Here is a 19,765-nt window from a genome sequence, read left to right as displayed (position 1 = left end):
ATGAAATATATAATCGCCATACTAGGTTTGCTGGTCGTATTCGGTCTTGCGTTCCTTATCAGCAATGATAAGCGTCACATCCGTTACCGTCCGCTGGCCGTCATGATTGGGCTGCAGCTGATCCTTGGATTCATCCTGCTGAACACCAATGTCGGCGAGTATCTTGTTAAAGGGATAGCGAATACGTTTAAAGCGCTGCTTGACTACGCCGGAGCCGGAATCGGGTTTGTATTTGGCGGCTTTGCCATTGAAGGTGATGGTCCGTTCTTCTTGAATGTCCTGCTGCCAATCGTGTTTATTTCCGCGTTGATTGGTATACTTCAATATATTAAGGTACTGCCGTTTATCGTAAGATATATCGGTCTCGTCTTGAGTAAAGTCAACGGCATGGGTAAGCTGGAGTCTTACAACGCGGTAGCTTCAGCGATCCTGGGGCAATCCGAAGTGTTTATTTCGGTAAAAAAACAGATCGCCTTAATTCCGAAGCACCGTATGTATACGCTCTGTGCTTCCGCGATGTCCACCGTATCGATGTCGATCGTCGGGGCTTACATGAGCATGATCGAGCCACGGTACGTGGTGACCGCGCTTGTACTGAACCTGTTTGGCGGCTTTATCATTGCTTCCATCGTCAATCCTTACAAGGTGGATAAGGAAGAGGATATCCTGGAGGTGCAGGAAGAGGAGAAGCAATCCTTCTTCGAGATGCTGGGCGAGTACATCATGGACGGTTTCAAGGTAGCGATTACCGTTGCAGCGATGCTCCTTGGTTTCGTTGCTTTAATCGCGATGATCAACGGCATTTTTGATATGATTTTCGGAATCACCTTCCAGGAGCTGTTAGGATATATTTTTGCTCCATTTGCTTTTGTCATGGGCGTGCCTTGGAAAGAAGCAGTGGATGCAGGCAGCATCATGGCTACGAAGCTGGTATCGAATGAGTTCGTCGCGATGCTCGATCTGGCCAACTTCACGAATATGTCCGAACGCACCGTGGGTATCGTATCGGTATTCCTGGTGTCCTTCGCCAACTTCTCCTCGATCGGCATCATTGCCGGCGCGGTCAAAGGCCTGAACGAGAAGCAGGGGAACGTGGTTGCGCGTTTCGGTCTCAAGCTGCTGTACGGCGCAACGCTGGTGAGCGTGCTGTCGGCCACGATTACCGGACTGTTCCTGTAAGCCAGGTTTGAAGGACTACTACAAGCGAGCCTTATGGATAGTTTGATTAAAAACTCATATATGAGGGGGAGCAATGGATATGGAACGTTTTGACCGAATTCACTTGATCGTATTGGACTCCGTCGGCATCGGGGAAGCACCGGATGCGGCTGATTTCGACGATATCGGCTCCGACACGCTGGGGCATATCGCCCGCGAATGCGGCGGGCTGAACATGCCGAACATGGCAGCGCTCGGGCTGTCCAACATCCGGGAGATCGAGGGCGTCCCTGCAACGGATCAACCTCGGGCTTACTATACGAAAATGCAGGAAGCTTCGAATGGCAAAGACACCATGACAGGCCATTGGGAGATCATGGGCTTGTATATCGATACGCCATTCCGCGTGTTCCCGGACGGGTTCCCGGACGAGCTGATTCAGCGCATCGAAGAGAAAACCGGACGGAAGGTCATCGGCAACAAGCCGGCCAGCGGAACGGAGATTATCGAAGAGCTTGGCGAAGAGCATGTAAAAACAGGGGCCTTGATCATCTATACCTCTGCCGATTCCGTGCTTCAAATCGCCGCTCATGAAGATGTGGTTCCTCTCAAGGAGCTGTACGAAATCTGCGAGTTCTGCCGCGAAATCACGCTGGAAGATCCGTATATGCTCGGCCGGATCATTGCCCGTCCTTTTATCGGCGAGGCGGGGAGCTTCAAGCGTACGGCGAATCGGCATGACTATGCCTTGAAGCCTTTCGGACGTACGACGATGAACGAGATGAAGGATGCCGGTCTTGACGTCATCGCCCTCGGTAAAATCTCCGATATTTACGACGGGGAAGGCATTACGAAGGCAGTCAGAACCGTATCGAACATGGACGGCATGGACAAAATGGTGCAAACCCTGGATGAATCCTTTAAGGGGCTGAGCTTCTTGAATCTCGTGGATTTCGATGCCGTATACGGACACCGCCGCGACCCGAAAGGATACGGCCAAGCGCTGGAGGATTACGATCGGCGCCTGCCGGAGGTATTCGAGAAAATGACGGAGAACGATCTCCTAATCATCACGGCCGACCACGGGAATGATCCTACTTACAAGGGCACGGACCATACGCGAGAATACGTGCCGCTGCTTGTATATTCCCCTCGCTTTGCGGAAGGCAAGGAACTGCCGCTTCGCAAGACCTTTGCCGACATCGGCGCCACGGTTGCTGACAACTTCGGCGTGAAGCTGCCGGAGCACGGAACCAGCTTTTTGAGTGATTTGAAATAATCGAACAAGTGGAGGAATGGGACATGAGTACACATATTGGAGCGAAACCGGGAGATATCGCGGAGTCGATTCTGCTGCCAGGCGACCCGCTGCGGGCTAAATTCATTGCCGAGACGTATTTGGAGGACGTGACCTGCTACAACGAAGTGCGGGGGATGCTTGGATTTACGGGAACCTATAAAGGAAAACGCATATCCGTGCAGGGTTCGGGCATGGGCGTGCCTTCCATCGGGATCTATGTCAATGAACTCATTCGGGAATATGGCGTCAAAAACCTGTTCCGCGTCGGAACCTGCGGCGCGATGCAGGAGCACGTCCGGGTGCGCGACGTCATTCTGGCCCAGGCGGCTTGCTCGGATTCCGGCATGAACCGTCACCACTTTAACGGTTATGATTTCTCCCCGATAGCCAGCTTCCCGCTGTTGCTCGGCGCGTACGAGCGCGGCAAGGAGAAAGGGCTTAAGATGCATGTCGGCAACGTGTTCACGTCCGATGTATTCTACCGTGAGGACAAGTCGGTGGTTGAGAAGCTGATGCAGCACGGCGTGCTGGGCGTAGAGATGGAGACAACGGCCCTCTACACGATTGCCGCACGCTTCGGTGTGAATGCCCTGACGATCCTGACCGTAAGTGACCACTTGCTGACAGGGGAAGAGACTTCTTCCGAGGAGCGCCAAACGACGTTTAACGAGATGATGGAAGTCGCGCTGGATACGGCGATTTCGTTGTAAGGAAACGGCCCCGAGCGAAGAAGGCGGAATTGTTTTGGAGAAGCGAAGCGGTCGCCTTTGCCCACGGATTCCAACAATATTAATGATATATAAGGAATCTGGGGGCAACAGCGATCGGAAGAACAATCCGCTTTTGTAGTGATGCCCGTGGAAGGAATACAATCATCGCAAACAGTGAGGAGAATGTACGATGAGAATGGTTGATTTAATTGCGAAGAAACGAGACGGCAAGGAACTGACAACAGAAGAGATCAATTTCTTTATCGACGGATATACCAAAGGAGATATTCCCGACTATCAGGTGAGCGCCATGAACATGGCGATTTATTTCCAGGACATGACGGACCGGGAGCGGGCGGACCTGACGATGGCGATGGTAAACTCCGGAGAAACGATTGATCTGTCCGCAATTGAGGGAATCAAGGTTGATAAGCACTCCACCGGGGGCGTAGGCGACACCACGACACTCGTTCTGGCTCCGCTTGTAGCGGCTCTGGATATTCCCGTAGCGAAGATGTCCGGACGCGGTCTGGGCCATACCGGAGGAACGATTGACAAGCTGGAGTCCATTGAAGGATTTCATGTGGAGATCAGCAAAGACGAATTTGTGAACCTTGTGAATCAACATAAAATCGCCGTCATCGGCCAAACCGGGAACCTCACCCCGGCGGACAAAAAACTGTATGCGCTTCGGGATGTGACGGCTACCGTCAATTCCATTCCGCTGATTGCCAGCTCCATTATGAGCAAGAAGATTGCCGCTGGCTCGGACGCCATCGTCCTGGATGTGAAAACCGGAGCAGGCGCGTTCATGAAAACCGTGGAGGATGCCAAGGAATTGGCGCATGCCATGGTTAGCATCGGCAACAATGTCGGCCGCAAAACGATGGCTGTCATCTCCGATATGAGCCAGCCGCTTGGGGCTGCGATCGGCAATTCGCTGGAGGTGCAGGAAGCGATCGATGCGCTTCGCGGCGAGGGTCCGAAGGATCTGGAGGAGCTGTGCCTGGCTCTGGGCCGGCAGATGGTTTACCTCGCTCAGAAGGCAGATTCGCTTGAAGATGCCGAAGAGAAGCTCAGAGAGGTTATCCGCAACGGCAAAGCATTGGAGAAATTCAAGGAATTCATCCAGAACCAGGGCGGAGATGCGTCCGTGGTGGATCACCCCGACCGACTGCCGAAGGCGAAGTACCTTATTGAGCTTCCTGCGCAGCAGGACGGTGTTGTCGCTGAGCTGGTAGCGGATGAGATCGGTACCGCAGCGATGCTGCTTGGAGCCGGCCGTGCAACGAAGGAATCCGAGATTGATCTGGCTGTAGGCCTGATGCTGAACAAGAAGGTCGGCGATGCCGTGAAGAAGGGTGATTCCCTTGTCACCATTCATGCTAACCGCGAGAACGTGGATGACGTGAAGCAGAAGCTGTATGAGAGCATTCGGATTGCAGATCATGCGGATGCGCCTGTATTGATTTATGACATCGTGACGGAGTAAGGGAAGCCTAATCCGAAGCGAGTCATAAACGCAACCCTGGGGAGCATCGGGGTGAGGGTCTACTTCTCCGTGAGAATAACACATCTCATCCCTATATCCGTATTCATTTTCCAAGGTATGCCGATGCAACCTGCCTTTTTCGTGTTTTATGAACGGGGGCAGGTTTTTTGGCGGCCCCCGTCATAAAACGGGTGGGAGCCCTCATAAGATGGTAGTGGGGAAAAACGTAAGGCATTTAACGGGAGAGGGAGATGTGTAGCCCGGGCAAGAGCCATCCTGCTTGAAGGAGGCTTTTGGCCATGACCATCGATCAGTTGATTGCTTTGCTGGCACTTATCGTTATGATCATCGGACTTGCGGTGAAGAAGGAGTCTTAACCTGTGAGTCCGGGAGGGCTGCTGCTAAGTAGAAATTCTACTGATGCTGCAGCCTTTTTCTTTTGATAGGTTGATAGAGTTCGATATAAGTCATATACTTAGAATGCAATGTTCTCCATTATTCATCATTTATTGGGAGGAAACCATGCTCTATTTTGCAGCGTTTGTCATATCCATGGTGCTGGTATTGGTACTGATTCCGCCATTTCGCAAACTTGCGATCAAGCTTGATTTTGTGGACAAGCCAAGACCGGACAGCGAGCGGAAAATACACCGCGAGCCGATACCGCTGACAGCGGGGGTCGCCATATTCATCGGATTTTTCATCACCTATTTTGCGCTTACCGGCGCCATTTCAAGGGAAGCGGTAGGCATCTTTATCGGTAGTGCTCTTATTCTTGGCATTGGACTCGTGGATGATTGGTATAAGTCCCAAGGCAAGGAACTGGCTTCGCTGCCGAAGCTCATTGTACAGGTCAGCGCAGCCGTCGTTGTATACAGCTATGGCATCGCGTTTGAAGGATTCAACAATCCGTTTACGGGTCAGTATATTAACCTGCCGGAATGGCTGCAGCTCATCTTAACGATTCTGTGGATTTTCGGTGTAACGACAGTCATTAATTTCTCGGATGGCATCGACGGTCTTGCTGGAGGGCTCTCCGCCATATCCGGAGGCACGCTGTTTGTTGTGGCGATTACGCTGGGCAGAGGCGAATCCGCGCTGCTTGCCGTCATTCTTGTAGGTGCTGCGCTGGGATATTTACGATATAATAAGCCGCCTGCCCGCGTGTTTATGGGAGATGCCGGCGCCACCTTCCTCGGGTTCATACTCGGGATCATTGCCCTGGATGGTGCGTTTAAAGGTGCAACCCTGGCGTCCTTATTCGTTCCAATCTTCGCTCTGGGCGTGCCGATCTTCGATAATATCATTGTGGTCATCCGCAGAATGATTCAGTCCAAGCCGATCTATCAGGCCGATGCATCCCAGGCGCATTATCGTTTGCTGGCAACGGGACTCAATCAGAAGCAGACATTAGTATTTCTGTGTTTGCTGAATCTATGTTTCGGTCTGGCTGCAATCATACTTGCGATGAATGGCGGCGCCTGAGGCGTGAAAGCCTGACATCAGCTTTTTCCAGTACGTTATTTAAGTCTCGTCTCCAAATCGATGTTGGTGGCGGGGCTTTTTTTTAGAGATAAGAAAGTATAAACTTCAGAGGCTTACCATCCTTATCTCGCAAGAAAAACTTCCGCTAAATGTGGTCTGTCTTCTGAGAAAGTGCGTCGATAGTCGTTTTTCTTATTAGAATGGTAGCAGGTAGATGAACAGGAGGTCAGCGGGATGAATGACATGACTGGAAAGATCATCATCGTAACAGGAGCCAACTCCGGCATGGGCCTGGCTGCGACGGTGGAGCTGGCAAAAGGCGGAGCGCATGTAATCATGGCTTGCCGTAGTCAATCGAGGGGCGAAGCGGCTCTTCGGCAAGCGCTGCAGGAGAGCGGCAGCTCGAAAATCGAGCTGATGACGCTGGATTTGGGGTCTTTTGATAGCATTAGGGCATTCGCTTCCGATTATAAGGCCAAATACGAGCGGCTTGACGTTCTTGTGAATAATGCTGGCGTGGTCACTATCAAGCGGGAACTGACGCAGGACGGATATGAAGCCATGATGGGGGTCAATCATCTGGGGCATTTTTTGCTGACGAACGAGCTCCTGGAGCCCCTTCAGCACGCCCGGCAGGGGAGGGTCGTAAATGTATCCTCTGGCGCGCATAAAGTGGGCAGCATTCATTTTGATGACCCTCATCTCGGTAAGGGATTCAATGTGGCCAAAGGTTACGCACAGTCCAAATTGGCCAATATTTTATTCACGAAAGAGCTTGCCCGCCGGCTGCAGCCGACGCGGGTAACGGTCAATGCGCTTCATCCCGGTGCCGTCAGCACCAGCATTGGCGTGAACCGGGACACTGGCTTTGGCAATGCGGTCCACAAGCTGCTTCGTCCGTTCTTCTTAACGCCGCTCGAAGGAGCTCGGACAGCGATTTATTTGGCTGCTAGTCCTGAAGTGGAGCATGTGACAGGGGAATACTACGTCAAATGCAAACCAGCGAAGACCACCGACAAGGCAAGGGATCCGAAGCTGGCCGCTCGTCTGTGGGAATGGAGTGAAGAACAGGTAGGTTGGAAGTCGGACAAGGGTCGATGAATTTACGCGTTCAAGAGGCCCGATTCCAAGAGTGGTTTATGACTGAATGATCCGATAAGAGCCTGATCGGGCAACAATGAACGAGGGGATGAATCGGCCCATCAACATGATGACTACCAGTAAATGAAGGACCAAGACTGGCGAACGAATAAACGGGATATCCTTCAGATCAACATGATCTGAGGATATCCCGTTTCATTTCACGATAGATGTTCATGATCCGTTATAGAAGCACACGTTATATTACTTCGTCGTTTTCATATCGATTGCGCTGCGAACAAATCCGCTGGTACCGTCTAGAAGTTTGGAAGCTTCCGCGGCACTGACATTTGCAAGCAGCATCACGATGGCGGTTTTAACATGGGCGCCGGCTTCATGGTACGCCTTCTCCACATCCTCCTCAGATGCTCCCGTTGCAAGGGTTATGATGCGTTTGGCGCGATGCACAAGCTTATTATTGGACGGGTTGAGGTCGACCATCAGATTTTTGTACACCTTGCCGATCCGAATCATGGCGGTCGTTGTCAGCATGTTCAGAATCAGCTTTTGCGAAGTACCGGCTTTCATACGCGTGGAGCCCATGATCACTTCGGGTCCGACAACAGCCTCGATCACAAAATCCGCATACTGATGCATCGGCGATTCGTAGTTATTACAGAGTCCGATGACAACAGCTCCACGCTCCTTGGCGCATCTCATTGCCCCAAGAACATAGGGCGTACGGCCGCTTGCAGCGATGCCGATGACAACATCCCTCTCATTGATACCGTTTTCATTGATATCCTGTTCACCTAACTCTTCGCTATCCTCGGCACCTTCGATAGCTTCCTTTACGGCTCTGAAACCCCCTGCGATCAATCCCTGCACCATGGAAGGGTCGGTCCCGTAGGTAGGCGGACACTCGGATGCGTCCAGAATACCGATTCGGCCGCTGGTTCCGGCACCTATATAGAACAATCTGCCACCCTTCTGGAAAGCGTCCACGACGAGATCTGCCGCTCTGGCTATAAGAGGAATAAGCTCGCGGATCGCATCGGTGATCAGGCTATCCTCGCTATTGATGAGGATCATAATTTGTTCTGAGCTCAACTGATCAATGTTTTGCGTATTTTCATGAGGCTGTTCGGTTGTCAATTGACTTAGAATATTCGTCATGAGACAGGTCTCCTTTTTTGCCTTGGAATATGGACGGGCACTGATGTAAAGCTACAGCAAGTCAGAGACGCCGTCTGTAAATAGCTTGCAGGCTAACAGGGCCGCACCATGGGCGGGTGTACGTTCACGATTTCCTTCGGGGAACCGGAGGCGGGGGTAACGCGTTAGCAGTACGCTGCCGTACGTGTCCCGAAACAAGGGTGAATGTTTGAATATCGAGCCGATCTGCACGAGTTCACTCTCTTCGAATTCAGCTTGCTGCCTGATGAGAGCGCTTGTTGTATCGGCCAGTTCTTCTGCCTGCTGCCGGATGATGCCGCATGCCGCTTCATCACCGGCTTCGGCTGCTTCTATGCAGCAGCGGGCGAAGGAAGCGATATCCTGTTTCGTTATAGCGGGCTGGTAAATGTAAGATTTGAGATCGGTAATATGCTGGAGAGGATAGGCTGCAACAATCAGGCTGCTCATGATGGTGGGTGGTAAAATGCCCTCGTGGCTCTTAATGACAGATTTCAGCGTCTGAAGTCCGATCTGATAGCCGCTGCCTTCGTCTCCAAGAAGATGTCCCCAGCCACCGACGCGGTGGATGTCTCCCGATTTGGTTATAGCGTAGGTATTGGATCCGGTTCCCGAGATCGCAAGTATTCCATACTGACGTTCCAGTACGGCCATTAATGAAATTTCGGCTTCCGAGCGCATGTAAATACGCATCGAGAGCTGCCGCTGCTGGAAATAGGAATGAAGGAAAGACTGAACACGACGTCGTTCTTCTGCAGAGCTTATACCTGACATTCCAAGACATATTGATGTGAGTGATAATGACTTATTAAAAAGAGGTGCCAGAAGCCCATCCAACACCGTTCGGAGTTCCTCCATCGCTTTATCAAAGGTTACAATGTAAGGATTGGTGGAACCTCCGGTATACCGGGAAAACACTTCTCCAGCGCCATTGATAGCGGTTGCTTCGGTTTTGGTACCGCCACCATCAACACCGATAAAAATTTCCATATTGAACCACTTCGCTTTCTATATCCAGTATAGGAGAAAACGGAAGTGTTGTAAAATAAAATTTTAAATCATGAATTAAGTATTGAAATATAATTTCATACAATTTATAATGAACTCAATCCACTGATATTGAAAGCGATACCAGTCATGCTTTCATTCAAGTTGTGTAAAGTAATGTTACATAGAAGTGATCGTCAGAGGATTATTTGTAAAGGGGGGGCAAGAAATGAACGGCGGATTGGTTCGATTGCGTGAGGTGTATGATTCATTAAATCCGTCCGAGCGCAAAGTTGCAGCCTTCATTTTGCAGGAACCGGCAGAGATGATACAGATGTCGGTCGCGGATCTTGCAGTCCGAAGCGGTTCCAGTCAGGCTGCCATTGTACGCCTGTGCAAAACGATGGGTTTCAAAGGCTATCAGGATCTGAAGCTGAAGGTAGCCGGAGACTTGCAGGAGCCATTAGCCACCGGGTATCAGGATATCCGGCCCAATGACAGCATTTCTGCAATTATACAGAACGTCTCGAACAACAACATTCAATCGATTCGGGATACGATGAAGATTATGGAGGAAGGGAAGGTGGAAGAGGCCGTTCTGGCCCTCGATCAGTCGAAGCGCATTTTCATGTTCGGGGTAGGGGCTTCCAATCTGATCGGGATGGATGCCCAGCAGAAATTTTTGCGGATTAACAAGGTATGCATATCGTTTCCGGACCCTCATGTTCAGCTCACCTCGGCGGTGCTGCTGACTCCAGATGATGCGGCCGTATGCATTTCCTACTCCGGTGAAACGGATGAAGTGATCCGCGCAGCAGCGATTGCGAAGGAGAAGGGGTGCAAGACGATTGGCATTACCAAATACGGCGATTCTACCTTGAGCCGATCGGTGGACATTCCCTTGTACACTTCCTCCACGGAGAACGAGATTCGCAGTGGCGCAATGTCCTCTCGTATTACGCAGCTTAATCTTATCGATATTTTATATCTTGGCGTCGCCAGCCGAAATTACGAGAATTCAGTGAAATACCTGGATGAGAGCCGGCAAGCGATCAAGCGGTTGTAGTTCATAGCGAAAACCACAAATATATAAATGATAAGGGGAGTAGTACATGAAGAAAAAAGGTTGGCTTACATTGTTGGCTTCTTTAATGCTCGTGTTTACCGCAGCTTGCGGCGGTTCCGGCGGGGCGAAGACTCCGGAAGGCGGAACAGGAACCACTTCGGAAGGAAACGGTGAAGCCGCACCGAAGCAGGATACGGTTGTCGTCTGGACTTATCCGGTTCATGGTAAATACGAAGATGAGTTGAAAGAGCATGTAGCGGATCTGAAAGAAAAGTATCCGCACATTACAGTCCAAACCGAAGTGCTCTCCTGGGCTGAGGGTCCGAAGAAGTTCGATGTGGCCTTGAATGCCGGTAACCCGCCTGACCTCTATTTCCACGCGGTGGATGGAGCTTATGTGGATACGGGCCTTGCACTGGAGCTTACCCCTTATATTACGGACGAGATCAAAAACGACTACCTGCCGGGAACGCTTGAGCTGGGCCAAATCCAGGGTAAACAATATGGACTTCCGCTGTACCAATCCCTCTGGGCGTGGGGCGGCAACAAGAAGATTCTTGAAGAAGCCGGCATCGACTGGAAGGCTATTCAAGAGAACGGCTGGACTTGGACTGAATTCAAGGCAGCTGCCGAGAAGTTGACCAAGAAACTTCCGAACGGCAATACGCAGTATGCGCTGGTGACCGACGGTACTTCCCTGGACTTCATGGAAATGCTGACGCGCAGCAACGGCATGCCGGACGTTCTGAATGATAAAGGCGAGTTCCAATGGAACGACGAGCGGATTCTGGATACGATGACATTCGTGTCCGATCTGATGAAAGCCGGGCATTTGCCTGCCGAGACCGCAGCGATTACGCCGGCCAAACGGATGGATCTGTTCTATGCAGAGGAAGCCGCGATCGTGTCCAAGGCGATTCCTTACTATGACGTAATGCTCCAGAACCGCGCGAAGGATATTGACAGCGGTACTGTACAGGGCGCGAAAATCGATTTCGTCCTGCTGCCGGTTCCGCATAACGACGGGGCTGAGCGGAAGACCTCCATGTTTGGTGAAGGCTACGTAGCGTTCAAACAGAAGAAGGATAAAGGCGAAGAGCATGCAAAGAACACGTTCCTGATCATGGAAGGACTGAGCGGCGCGAAAGCAGGTAATTCCGCGAATGAACTGGTGCTGCCTTTCGTTCGTAAATCCCAAGCGGAGTTTTATGAAGGCAAAGGACTCGGTACGGAATCCACCATTAAAGCAGCGGAAATTTTTGCGAACTTCAAAGAAATTCCGGTGACCCTGAACCTCGATGCAGAGGCTTCAGGCAACCAGAAGAAATTCAAGGAGCAAGTGGTGAAGCCGAACATTCAGGCGCTGTTCTCGGGTGAGAAGACACCGGAACAGATCGCGCAGGACTTCAAGGATAAAGGCAAACAGATTTTAGGACAGTAATTGAAGTTATAAGGGGGTGTCCCGTTGTCCTTAGCAGGAACGATCGGGCCACTCCCTTTTTAAACCAATTGATTCAGGCTTCAAAAGGCTTCATGAAAATACTTCACCTGTGCGCAAAGGAGGAAATCAAATGCAGACTGCCCCGGCGCAAACCCGGCCTTCGCGTCCCCCAATGAAGGGTTATCTACGCGAATATGGATGGGCGTATTTATTCATTCTGGCTCCCGTACTGTTGTTCTTGATATTTACGCTTTACCCGGTCGCCTCCGCTTTTCTGATGAGCTTTCAGGAATACAGCGTGATGGGCTCTGAATGGATTGGAACGGACAACTACACACGGATGGTACAGGATGAAGTGTTCTGGAAATCCATGAGGAATACGGTTTTATTCACGATCGGTACCGTTCCGGTGAACATTGTCATCACGTATGCTTTATCCTTTTTTATATTTCAGATGAAGAATAAATGGCAAACGTTCTTCAAGGCTACGATGTATTTGCCGGCCGTTGCTTCCGGCGTCACCATCTCGGTGGTATGGCTCGCCATTTACGATCCGACCCATGCCGGGCTGTTGAATCGCTTCATTGGATTATTCGGATTTGACCCGGTCATATGGCTCGGCAAATCGAACACCGCGCTCTTTTCGCTTATCTTGATGAACTGGCTCGGTTCGCATGGTGCGGGCATTATTCTTTATTTGGCCGCCATGGGCGGGATTCCCAAATCGCTCTATGAAGCCGCGGATATTGACCATGCCAGCGGTTGGTCCAAATTTTGGAGCATTACGTGGCCGCTGATGAAACCAACCACATTGTATCTGCTGGTGACGGGCGTCATTACGTCCTTCCAGGTGTTTATCTCGGTGTATCTGATGACGCAGGGCGGTCCGAACTTCGCGACGACAACCATCGCCTACCTGATTTACAGCACCGCATTCAACTTCTATGAATTTGGACTCGCGGCAGCGCAATCTTTTGTATTAGCCGCATTGATTATTGTCATTTCCGTCATTCAGTTCAAATACTTCTCGTCCGACGTGGAGTATTAATGCATATTTCTGAAGCTAAAAGGGGGTGCACCTATGAAATCAAGATCAAAAGTGATCATGCTGATTGTGGCTTCGGTCATCCTGGTGGTATGGAGCGTTCTGACGATCATTCCGATGTACTGGATGTTGATTGGCTCTGTGCAGGACACCAAGTCAGCGGCTTCGTTTATCCCGAAAATGATTCCGGACGTATTTTCCGTGGCCCCGTACGAGCGTTTTTTTGGCAAAACCAACGTCATGAGGTGGCTCTTTAACTCCTTATTGATCTCATCCATTCTGACGGTGACCAACGTATTCCTGGCCTCGCTCGCAGGTTATGCCTTTGCGAAGCTGAAGTTCCCGGGGAACAAAGCGGTATTCTGGGTTTTGCTCAGCACGATGATGATCCCGGCGCAAGTGACGCTGATTCCGCTCTATATTTTGATGATTGACGTATTTGATCTCGGGAATACATACACGGCTATTCTTCTTCCCGGCATTGTAAGCGTGGGCAACATTTTCTTGATGAAGCAGTACATGTCATCACTGCCTACCTCTCTGATTCATGCAGCGCGTATCGACGCTTGCGGCGAATTCGGCATCTTCTGGAAGGTCATTCTCCCGATGGCCAAACCGGGTCTTGCCGTGCTGGCGATTTTCACGTTCGTTGCATCCTGGAACGATTTCTTCTGGCCCTTCCTCGTGACCAATTCGACGGAAATGAGGACCATACAAGTCGGTCTTGCTTCCTTCGTTTATGCGGACACGACCGATTTCGGCGCACTTATGGCTGGAGCAACCGTCGCGGCGCTGCCGATGATGATCCTGTTCTTCTCGCTTCAGCGCTATTTCCTGCAAGGCATCACCATTGGAGCCGTTAAAGGCTAGAAGGAGGCAAAGTTATGGCACGCGTAGAATTCCGTAATATACGAAAAGAATTTGTAGACGACAACAAAGGGACGTTTACCGCTGTAGCGGGGTCGGACTTTGTGATCAATGATAAAGAGTTCGTGGTATTTGTCGGTCCTTCCGGCTGCGGCAAAACCACCTCGCTGCGCATGATTGCCGGGCTGGAACGTCAAACCTCCGGCGACATCATCATCGGCGACAGAGTAGTAAATAATCTTCACCCGAAAGATCGGGATATCGCGATGGTGTTCCAGGATTATGCGCTGTATCCTCATATGACCATTCGCGAGAATCTCTCCTTCGGCTTGAAGAACCTGAAGAAGCCCAAGGCTTATATTGAGCAAAAGGTATCGCAGGCAGCCTCCATTCTAGGTCTGGAGTCGATGATTGACCGGAAGCCGCGCGAGCTGTCCGGCGGACAGCGTCAGCGTGTTGCGGTAGGGCGGGCCATCGTGCGCGATCCGCAGGTGTTTCTGTTTGACGAGCCGCTGTCGAACCTGGATGCGAAGCTTCGCGTGCAGATGCGGGTAGAGCTGTCGGAGCTGCACAAACGTCTGGAAGCCACCATTGTATACGTAACGCATGATCAGGTTGAGGCGATGACGCTCGGAGAGCGGATCGTCGTGATGAACAACGGCATTATCCAGCAGATCGCTTCGCCGACGGAGCTGTATGCGAATCCGCAGAACATGTTCGTAGCCGGCTTTATCGGCTCCCCGCCGATGAACTTTATCGATGTGCATAAGGAAGGGAATGTCCTCCGTATGGAAGGCGGGGCATTTACTATTCCGGATACGATGGCGGGTGCGCTGAGCAAATACGAGAACAGGCATCTTATCCTGGGCGTCCGTCCCGAGCACATTACGGGTGAGGATCTGCCAGGAACAACCAATCTGGATTACAAGTACTTCACCAAGGTTCAGGTTGTTGAACATCTCGGTTCAGAGAACCTAGTGTACTTCCGCGTTGGAAACCGGACGGTTACCGCGAAGGTTCACCCGGAAACGACGGGTTATCCGGGCATGGACAAAACCTTCATTTTCAATTTCGATAAGGTGCATTTCTTCGATCCTGAGACGGAACAGCGTATCGATTGGTAAACAACGACGAAGAGGAGAGGAAAGCTATGCGCAAGCTGAATGATGTGTTGAAGAAGACAGGGGTTGAGATTTACCGTGAGATTACGGCGGTGGCCTTATACAGCATGATTACCTCGCTGGTGCTCGTGACGGTGGTCATGTTTGTGCCGCTGTGGGCAGCGCTGGTGCTGCTGCCGATTCTGTATATGCCGCTCTTTTATGGTGTTTGTTATGCGTATCACCGCAGAACGGAGCGGGGCAAGTCAAGACTTAAGGATGTGTTCCAAGGCGCGATCAAGGGACTCGGACCTGCCGTAATCATGGGCTTCTTCTTTGTGGTGATGGCCCTCATTTTGTGGTCCACCTGGTGGTATTACGGGGGCAAAGAGGGAATCGGCTATCTTGCGATTGGCGTGTTCCAGACCTATTTCGTCATCATGGCGCTCATATCCCAATTCTACACCTTTCAGCTTGTCATTCAGGAAGGGATGGGCATCTTCAAGGCTATGGCCCACAGTGTCAAGCTGTTCCTAAAATATCCGGCCTATACGCTGGGCGCATGCTTTCAAGCCTTCTGCGTTGCGATCCCGCTGCTTGTAACGGTCGTTGGCTTTGGATTTTTGTTTAACGGCATGTGGGCCATATACCAGCATAAGGTTACGTATAATGTACTGAATCCGGAAGAGGCCAAACCGGCGGAAGACGGTGTGGTAGCCTCGGAAGCGAGAGGTGTGAGCATATGAGAATCAATGTGCGGAGCGGAATTGATATGCTGCCGAGCTTAAAGCATGAGAAAATCACGGGTCGTCGCCTTGGCGTCATCACGAATCCGACGGGGCTCACGTCGGATTTTCGTTCATCTATCGAGGTGATTGCAGGCTTGCCCGAGTCGGAATTGACGGCTTTGTTTGCTTGCGAGCATGGGCTGCGAGGTCAACTGCAGGCAGGGAAGCACGTGGATGATGAAGTGGACCCGGTATTCGGCGTGCCGGTTTACAGTCTGTATGGTTCGCGGCGCAAACCGGACGCCGACATGCTGAAGAACGTGGACACGGTCATCTTTGATATTCAAGACCTTGGCGTGCGTTTTTATACGTATATGACGACGCTGCTGTATGTCATGGAGGCATGCGCCGAGCATGGCAAGAGCCTGCTTGTTCTGGACCGGCCGAATCCGCTGGGAGGCGAGCGCTGCGAAGGCGGCTTGCTACAGCCGGGATTTGAATCTATGGTGGGCGGATGGCACATTCCGATTTGCACCGGCATGACCATCGGCGAATTCGCGCGCATGGCCAACGACTTGCGGGGAACGGGCTGTGATCTGGATGTGATTCAGCTCGAAGGCTGGACGCGCGGCATGGTTTATACCGACACGGGTCTTCCGTGGGTGCTGCCTTCGCCGAACATTCCCACGATGGATACGGTTCGGCTGTACAGTGGGACCTGTTTCTTCGAAGGGACCAACCTTTCGGAAGGCAGGGGTACGACCCGGCCGTTCGAATGGATCGGGGCCCCATGGGTCAATGGCGAAGAGCTGGCGAAGGCATTCAACGCGTACGGACTGCCGGGCGTGCATGCCCATTCCATGTACATGACGCCTACCTTCTCGAAGCACCAGGGCGAAGGCTGTGGCGGGGTGATGCTGTTTGTAACGAATCCGGCAGAAGTGGAAGCTGTGCGCACAGGACTTGTGCTGCTGCACCTGGTCAGCCGGATGTACCCGGATCAGTTCCAGTGGCTTAGTCCACCGGAGGGACGTAACCGGTATTTTATTGATTTGCTTACGGGCAGCGAGGATGTCCGCCGGCACATCCACGAAGAAGCCGGACTTCAGCGCATTGTTGCCGAGTGGGGTAAGGATGCGGAGCAGTGGAGAACGAGGCGGGCTCCTTATCTGCTGTATGGGGAGGCGTAAAGGATGTTCTCACCATGGAAGGATGGAGGGCCGACCGTTGTGGTCGGCCTGATGTCGGGTACTTCGCTTGACGGCATCGATGCAGCCGTCGTCCGCATACACGGAAGCGGCCTCGAGGCATCGGTTGAACTGCTGCATTACTATAGCAAGCCATACGAACCGGAGCTCCGTCAGCGGCTGCGCAATCTGTGCAGTGAAGAGAATTCCAATAGCGCTGCTGTTTGCAGTATGAATGCATACCTGGGGTATCAGTTTGGAGCGGCAGTCCTGGAAGCGGTTGCCGATGCCGGCATGCAAATCGATGAGGTGGATTTGGTTAGCTCCCATGGACAGACGATTTGGCATCAGCCTGTACCCGGACAAGGTGATCCCTATGCTGTCGCTTCGACTCTACAGATCGGCGATATTTCCGTTATCGCCAAGCATACCGGCAAACTTACGGTAGGGGACTTCCGGCCTGCAGATATGGCGGTTGGGGGGCAAGGGGCCCCGTTTGCTCCTTACGGAGATTTGATCCTGTTTCGGCACCCGCAGCGGGGAAGGCTGCTGCAGAACATCGGCGGGATCGGCAATTGCTCGGCGCTGCCCGCAGGGGCGGATCCTGCGGATGTGCTGGCTTTTGATACCGGGCCCGGCAATATGATCATGGATGCCATAGCCCATATGCTATCCGGAGGGCAGCTTTCATATGACGACAGCGGAAAATGGGCTGCCCGAGGCAACCCGGATCAGGTCTTGTTAGGCGAGATGATGGAGCATCCTTATTTTCACATGGAGCCGCCCAAATCAACAGGAAGAGAAGTGTTTGGTCACAATTACGCGGTTTCATTTCTGGAACAAGCCAGGCTCAGGAAGCTTTCGGATGAGGACGTGATGGCAACGGCTACGGCGTTTACCGCCCGTACCATTGCGGATAGCTATGTGAGATATGTGTTTCCCCGTTACAAGATCGATGAAGTGATCGTGACCGGCGGAGGAGCGCACAACAAGACACTGCTCTCCATGTTAAGCGAGCTGCTGCCGGAACAGAAAGTCATGAGCTCCAAGGCGCTGGGCTTTGATGACGATGCGAAGGAAGCCGTGATTTTTGCACTGTTAGGCAATGACTTCATGCTCGGTGTTCCTAACAATTTGCCTGCGGCTACGGGAGCCGGCCGCCCAACCGTTATGGGGAAGCTGGCCCTGCCATAGCGGAGGAGGCATAAACTTCAAAATCACCGTGATCAGTACCTCGCCGGCAAAAATGTTCGCATCAAGCCGGATTGCCAGAGAGATAGGTTTTGCCAGGTTCTCCGTGCATAAACCCATGCATAAACCGTTCATTAAAGTCCGCGGAACGGAAGTACCGAGCGATGGTGTATAGGTAATGTTAGGCAGCGATCTTGGAAAGAAACGTGATTATCTATATTGTAGTCAAACTCGTATAGGGGAGGGGGAAACAACACGTGCTGGAATCTGTTATTCGCGAGCAGCTGGCCGCCGTGGTTGGCGGGAAGTGGTTCAAGGACGATCCGGAAAGTCTCGTCGCTTACAGTTATGATGCTACGCCGCTATATCAAGCAATGCCCGACGGGGTTATCTTTCCTGGAAGCACGCAGGAAGTATCCGACATCGTCAAAATTTGCTCAAAACACCGCATACCCGTTATTACGCGGGGCGCAGGCAGCAATCTGTGCGGCGGGACCATTCCGCTTCAGGGCGGTCTGATCGTGGTTATGACCCGAATGAATAAGCTGCTGGAGATCGATTCGGATAACCTGACCGCCACCTTCCAGACCGGTCTGAATACGAAGCAGTTTCATCTGGCGGTTGAACGGACAGGACTGTTCTATCCTCCGGATCCAAGCAGCATGATCATCTGCACGATGGGCGGCAATATCGCCCTGGGGGCTGGTGGCCTGCGGGGCTTGAAGTATGGAACGACCAAGGATTATGTCCTTGGCCTGGAAGCCGTATTGCCGGATGGCAGCATCCTGCGCACGGGCGGCAAGCTGGTGAAGGACGCGGCAGGGTACGATTTGACCCGGCTGTTGGTAGGATCGGGCGGTACGCTGGCCATTCTGACCGAGGCCACGGTCAAGCTGATTCCGAAGCCTTCTTACAGGAAGGCCATGGTTGCCGTCTATGACGATCTCAACGCGGCGGCCCGAACGGTGTCGAATATTATAGCCAATCATATTTTCCCGTGCACCTTGGAATTCATGGATCAGCCGACCCTCCAGGTGGTTGAGGATTTTGCCAAAATCGGCCTGCCGGTTCACGCCAAAGCGATGCTGGCGATTGAGCAGGACGGCAGCGTGGATGATGTGGAGCGGGACTTGAAGAAGCTGGAAGAGATATGTCTCGCCTCCGGCGCGGTTCAGCTCAATATTGCCAAGACACCGGAAGAAGGGGCGAAGGTAATGGAAGCGAGACGGAGCGCGCTTGCCGCGCTATCCCGATTGCGGCCGACCACGATCCTGGAGGACGCGACGGTTCCGCGTTCGAAGATTGCGGACATGGTCCTTGAAGTTCAGCGTATCGCACAGAAATACGATGTGCAGATCTGCACATTTGGCCATGCCGGGGACGGCAATCTGCATCCGACCGCGATGACGGATGCCCGCGACCCGGAAGAGATTCACCGTGTGGAACAGGCATTCGCCGAAATCTTTGAGGCGGCGATTGCCATGGGGGGCACCATTACCGGTGAGCATGGCGTCGGTATCGTGAAGGCCCCTTACCTGGAATGGAAGGTGGGCGCAGCCGGCATCCAAATGATGAAATCCATTAAGGATGCGATCGATCCGCACCAAATCATGAATCCCGGGAAGCTGTTTGCGGAAACCCGGAAGCGGATTGTCTTCCAGGATCGGACGGAGCAGGCAGAGCGGGACTCGATTTCGGATCAGGATCAGAAGATCCAAACATCGTGAGAGGAGG

General features: G+C 52.2%; 17 protein-coding genes and 1 pseudogene. 15 read left to right on the top strand and 3 right to left on the bottom strand.

The window, feature by feature from the left end:
• From ACETK5_RS30685 to ACETK5_RS30660, 6 genes are all read left to right on the top strand, one after another.
• A complete protein-coding gene (locus tag ACETK5_RS30685; protein WP_326115749.1) occupies nt 1–1,179 on the top strand; it encodes a NupC/NupG family nucleoside CNT transporter in 1,179 nt (392 codons plus the stop codon).
• A 79-nt stretch (nt 1,180–1,258) separates the two neighbouring features.
• On the top strand, nt 1,259–2,437 hold the full coding sequence (deoB, locus tag ACETK5_RS30680; protein ID WP_394059616.1) for a phosphopentomutase: 1,179 nt from the start codon (nt 1,259–1,261) through the stop codon (nt 2,435–2,437).
• A gap of 23 nt (nt 2,438–2,460) precedes the next feature.
• A complete protein-coding gene (gene deoD / locus ACETK5_RS30675) occupies nt 2,461–3,168 on the top strand; it encodes a purine-nucleoside phosphorylase (RefSeq protein ID WP_009589537.1) in 708 nt (235 codons plus the stop codon).
• A 190-nt stretch (nt 3,169–3,358) separates the two neighbouring features.
• The gene (locus ACETK5_RS30670; protein ID WP_100541419.1) at nt 3,359–4,660 is read left to right on the top strand and encodes a pyrimidine-nucleoside phosphorylase; all 1,302 of its coding nucleotides are present in this window, start codon (nt 3,359–3,361) and stop codon (nt 4,658–4,660) included.
• 522 nt (nt 4,661–5,182) lie between these two features.
• The gene (locus ACETK5_RS30665) at nt 5,183–6,145 is read left to right on the top strand and encodes an MraY family glycosyltransferase (RefSeq protein WP_326115746.1); all 963 of its coding nucleotides are present in this window, start codon (nt 5,183–5,185) and stop codon (nt 6,143–6,145) included.
• 234 nt (nt 6,146–6,379) lie between these two features.
• Nucleotides 6,380–7,246, top strand: coding sequence for an SDR family oxidoreductase (locus ACETK5_RS30660; protein ID WP_394059615.1), 867 nt, complete (start codon nt 6,380–6,382; stop codon nt 7,244–7,246).
• Between the two features lie 243 nt (nt 7,247–7,489).
• Here ACETK5_RS30660 and murQ read toward each other — a convergent pair whose 3' ends face one another.
• The gene (gene murQ / locus ACETK5_RS30655) at nt 7,490–8,401 is read right to left on the bottom strand and encodes an N-acetylmuramic acid 6-phosphate etherase (RefSeq protein WP_100541421.1); all 912 of its coding nucleotides are present in this window, start codon (nt 8,399–8,401) and stop codon (nt 7,490–7,492) included.
• Between the two features lie 51 nt (nt 8,402–8,452).
• Nucleotides 8,453–9,409, bottom strand: coding sequence for a BadF/BadG/BcrA/BcrD ATPase family protein (locus tag ACETK5_RS30650; protein ID WP_394059614.1), 957 nt, complete (start codon nt 9,407–9,409; stop codon nt 8,453–8,455).
• Nucleotides 9,410–9,635: 226 nt separating this feature from the next.
• On the opposite strand from ACETK5_RS30650, the gene ACETK5_RS30645 reads away from it, so the two are divergent.
• The 8 genes from ACETK5_RS30645 (at nt 9,636) to ACETK5_RS30610 (ending at nt 18,034) form a co-directional block, all read left to right on the top strand.
• Nucleotides 9,636–10,472 (top strand): MurR/RpiR family transcriptional regulator, encoded by an 837-nt coding sequence (locus ACETK5_RS30645; protein WP_036643553.1) that lies wholly within the window; start codon nt 9,636–9,638, stop codon nt 10,470–10,472.
• Nucleotides 10,473–10,518: 46 nt separating this feature from the next.
• Nucleotides 10,519–11,913: an ABC transporter substrate-binding protein gene (locus tag ACETK5_RS30640; RefSeq protein WP_100541423.1), complete on the top strand. Its 1,395-nt coding sequence runs from the start codon at nt 10,519–10,521 to the stop codon at nt 11,911–11,913.
• A gap of 130 nt (nt 11,914–12,043) precedes the next feature.
• Nucleotides 12,044–12,961 (top strand): carbohydrate ABC transporter permease, encoded by a 918-nt coding sequence (locus ACETK5_RS30635; protein WP_100541424.1) that lies wholly within the window; start codon nt 12,044–12,046, stop codon nt 12,959–12,961.
• Between the two features lie 33 nt (nt 12,962–12,994).
• Nucleotides 12,995–13,828 (top strand): carbohydrate ABC transporter permease, encoded by an 834-nt coding sequence (locus ACETK5_RS30630; protein ID WP_100541425.1) that lies wholly within the window; start codon nt 12,995–12,997, stop codon nt 13,826–13,828.
• 14 nt (nt 13,829–13,842) lie between these two features.
• Nucleotides 13,843–14,949: an ABC transporter ATP-binding protein gene (locus ACETK5_RS30625; protein ID WP_100541426.1), complete on the top strand. Its 1,107-nt coding sequence runs from the start codon at nt 13,843–13,845 to the stop codon at nt 14,947–14,949.
• Between the two features lie 26 nt (nt 14,950–14,975).
• A complete protein-coding gene (locus ACETK5_RS30620) occupies nt 14,976–15,671 on the top strand; it encodes a hypothetical protein (protein ID WP_100541427.1) in 696 nt (231 codons plus the stop codon).
• Complete coding sequence (locus ACETK5_RS30615; RefSeq protein ID WP_394059613.1) at nt 15,668–16,843, top strand: DUF1343 domain-containing protein; 1,176 nt, start codon at nt 15,668–15,670, stop codon at nt 16,841–16,843. The genes ACETK5_RS30620 and ACETK5_RS30615 overlap by 4 nt, the downstream gene beginning before the upstream one ends.
• A 3-nt stretch (nt 16,844–16,846) precedes the next feature.
• Entirely contained in the window at nt 16,847–18,034 is a 1,188-nt protein-coding gene (locus ACETK5_RS30610) for an anhydro-N-acetylmuramic acid kinase (protein ID WP_394059612.1), read from the top strand.
• On the opposite strand, the pseudogene ACETK5_RS30605 reads toward ACETK5_RS30610, so the two are convergent.
• Nucleotides 17,939–18,136 (bottom strand): annotated as a pseudogene (locus tag ACETK5_RS30605) (hypothetical protein); the annotation flags it as partial. The gene ACETK5_RS30610 and the pseudogene ACETK5_RS30605 overlap by 96 nt on opposite strands.
• A 152-nt stretch (nt 18,137–18,288) precedes the next feature.
• Between ACETK5_RS30605 and ACETK5_RS30600 the strand changes: the two are divergent.
• Nucleotides 18,289–19,758, top strand: coding sequence for an FAD-linked oxidase C-terminal domain-containing protein (locus ACETK5_RS30600; protein WP_100541430.1), 1,470 nt, complete (start codon nt 18,289–18,291; stop codon nt 19,756–19,758).
• The last annotated feature ends 7 nt before the right edge of the window (nt 19,759–19,765 follow it).

Source organism: Paenibacillus ilasis (genome assembly GCF_043195395.1).
Taxonomy (GTDB): domain Bacteria; phylum Bacillota; class Bacilli; order Paenibacillales; family Paenibacillaceae; genus Paenibacillus_AQ; species Paenibacillus_AQ lautus.
Note: the sequence above shows the minus strand (reverse complement) of the source record. Positions and strands in the feature narration are given on the sequence as shown.